Genomic DNA, 2,490 nt, shown 5'->3' with positions numbered 1-2,490 from the left:
ATCCTCATTTCTCCGTGACCTCTGTGCCTCTGTGGTTCGTTATTCCATGAATCTTGCGTAAGTCCTAATGACAATTCATACATAAATAATAGGAGAATAAACATCTCTAGTCTTATTAACAGACCTTACTAATGAGTAGAGTCTATTAAAGAAAGACATTAAATACATAAAGAAATAGAAAATTGAGAGAGTTTTTGGATAAATCCCCAAAATGTGTCATCTTTATGCTTATGCTTAACCACTAGTTAATTGTTTAAGATCAGCGTGAAAATTAGCATTTTGTAATGCTTGCAATGCTGTTCCCGAATCTTGTACCCAAAACTGTCTACCAAACCGGACAATTTCTCGATGATTTCCTGCTTGAACAATACCAATTACTGGTACTTTTGATTTATCCTTATCTCCAGCTTGAGCTTTAAGAATCATATTGAGACGATGTTGTTCTTCAATAGTCCCCGCTTGTTGTGGACTAAGTTCTAATAAAATCATTTTTACCGTTTCTACAGTTTCCGCATCTTCCAGAATAAATTGACTTTGTTCATCACGACGATCTACCTTACCCCAAATAATTAATCTAGCATCAACTGCCAGTATAGAACTAATGCGTTCATAAGTTTTAGGAAAAACAACAGCTTCCGTAGCAGCAGATAAATCTTCAACCTGCAAAATTGCCATTGGTTCACCTTTTTTTGTCATGACTTTTTTAACATTATTCAACATTACTACTGCACAAAGGATAGAATCATCCTTTTGTTCACCCAGTTGTGCTAAATTAATTGGTGCAAGGACCGACGATGATTGTCTAATAGATTTGAGAGGATGGTCTGATAAATAAAATCCTAATAATTCCTTTTCCATGCGTAATTTTTCTTGAGGTGGTAAATCATTAACAGGAGGAGCTTTTGGAGCAGATTCAAAAGTGTTTTTTTGAACTTGATTATTATTACCTGCAAATCCACTTCCTAATAAATCAAAAATGCTTCCCTGTCCACTAGCCTTATCTTTAGCACGGGATTGGGCCCACTCATAAACTAATTCCAAATCATGGATTAATTGGTTGCGGTTAGGTTCAATTTTATCAAAAGCTCCGCAATTAATTAGTGATTCTAAAGTACGTCGGTTCATAGCTCGTAAATCAACACGATCGCAAAAATCCGCGAGAGATTGAAATGGGACTAATTCTCCTGATTGTTCTCTTGCTTCTAAGATACTAACTATGGCATTTTGTCCCACATTTCGCACCGCCGAAAATCCAAATAAAATTTTCCCATCCACCGGAGTAAAATCTAAACCAGAGCGATTAACATCAGGTGCATCAATAGTGATCCCCATATTAGAGCAATTATCAAGATACTTGCGTACTTTGTCAGTATCACCACTGTTAGCAGTTAATAGCGCGGCCATATATTCCAATGGATAATTTGCTTTTAAATATGATGTTTGATAGGTGACGTAAGCGTAAGCAGTAGAGTGAGATTTATTGAAACAATTGGCAGCGACAAAACCATTTTTAATCACAAAATTATGGTCATTTTCCACACCAATATCATAAACATTGGCTTGACCGACATAAGTACGAGAAATTATTTTAACCATATTACTTAGCTTTTCTAAATTTGTTTATTTACAGCTTAATAGTCATTATCAGCCACACAAATACCTTTACATTTAATACCATTTGTAGCAGTGCGTTGACAATGGGGACATAAAACTTTTTCGGTTTCTGGTTCTTGACTTATTTCCACATTAGTGTTTGCTTGTAGATTGTCTTTTTTAGTCTGGAGTTTGTCATTCATAGGAATGGTGTAATTTTTCGTAATTATGGCAATAATCACTTTAGCACTGTAGGTTGGGTTGAATAAAATGAAACCCAACAAACACTCTCTAACAGCAATATTGATGTTGGCTTGCGTTCCTCAACCCAACCGACGAGATCAGCGATCGCACTGAAGAATCTCATCTAAAATTTCTTGAGTTAACCCCCTGTCTTGAGCTTGTTTTTGCATTTCTTGAATAATGTCATCCAGGGATTTATCTTGAATAATTAATAAGAATAAGTTACACTTGTTTGATTATAGCATTTTACATTATATAAATACAGGACTTACGCAAAACAGAAGGATAGCGATAGTTTTAATTTTGCCCCTGCATCCAGGAAATAGTTTCCTTCTAATTCGATGGTAGGTAGTGACTTGTGACGCTTGCCTTTAAATGACCAAGCATTCATCACCGCACTTGTATATATTAAAAATGCTTTATCAACTCTTTCCCCGAAGCTTTTGTTACAATTATCACAAATTAGTTGTCCTGTTTGATGAGAACCAGCCCACGAAGCATTAAATATGTGTTCTTGTATTGAGGCCGGAAGTAAACAAGAGCAATAAAAGCATGATTTTAGTTCGGACGCTCTTATATGCAATTCTTCATGGAACTTAAACATAGATATAGAAAAACAAACTTATTTCACAGCATATCCTGTATGTCGCCTAA

3 protein-coding genes are annotated in these 2,490 nt (G+C 35.5%); all 3 read right to left on the bottom strand.

The features are described 5' to 3' along the window. Window positions 1-234: 234 nt before the first annotated feature. Window positions 235-1,596 (bottom strand): helix-hairpin-helix domain-containing protein, encoded by a 1,362-nt coding sequence (locus tag ACIR310F_RS0120210; RefSeq protein WP_028085395.1) that lies wholly within the window; start codon window positions 1,594-1,596, stop codon window positions 235-237. A gap of 35 nt (window positions 1,597-1,631) precedes the next feature. Next, on the bottom strand, window positions 1,632-1,796 hold the full coding sequence (locus tag ACIR310F_RS26450; protein WP_196803262.1) for a hypothetical protein: 165 nt from the start codon (window positions 1,794-1,796) through the stop codon (window positions 1,632-1,634). A gap of 308 nt (window positions 1,797-2,104) precedes the next feature. Next, window positions 2,105-2,440 (bottom strand): HNH endonuclease, encoded by a 336-nt coding sequence (locus ACIR310F_RS27650; protein WP_028085394.1) that lies wholly within the window; start codon window positions 2,438-2,440, stop codon window positions 2,105-2,107. Window positions 2,441-2,490: the final 50 nt, after the last annotated feature.

The sequence above is a fragment of the Dolichospermum circinale AWQC310F genome (assembly GCF_000426925.1).
GTDB classification, from domain to species: domain Bacteria; phylum Cyanobacteriota; class Cyanobacteriia; order Cyanobacteriales; family Nostocaceae; genus Dolichospermum; species Dolichospermum circinale.
The sequence above is the reverse complement of the archived record's forward strand: the minus strand, read 5'-3'. Positions and strand labels throughout refer to the sequence as shown.

Coding starts and splice junctions, on each gene's coding strand:
- ACIR310F_RS26450 (WP_196803262.1), bottom strand. CDS start 1,796: ATGAATGACAAACTCCAGACTAAAAAAGACAATCTACAAGCAAACACT.
- ACIR310F_RS27650 (WP_028085394.1), bottom strand. CDS start 2,440: ATGTTTAAGTTCCATGAAGAATTGCATATAAGAGCGTCCGAACTAAAA.
- ACIR310F_RS0120210 (WP_028085395.1), bottom strand. CDS start 1,596: ATGGTTAAAATAATTTCTCGTACTTATGTCGGTCAAGCCAATGTTTAT.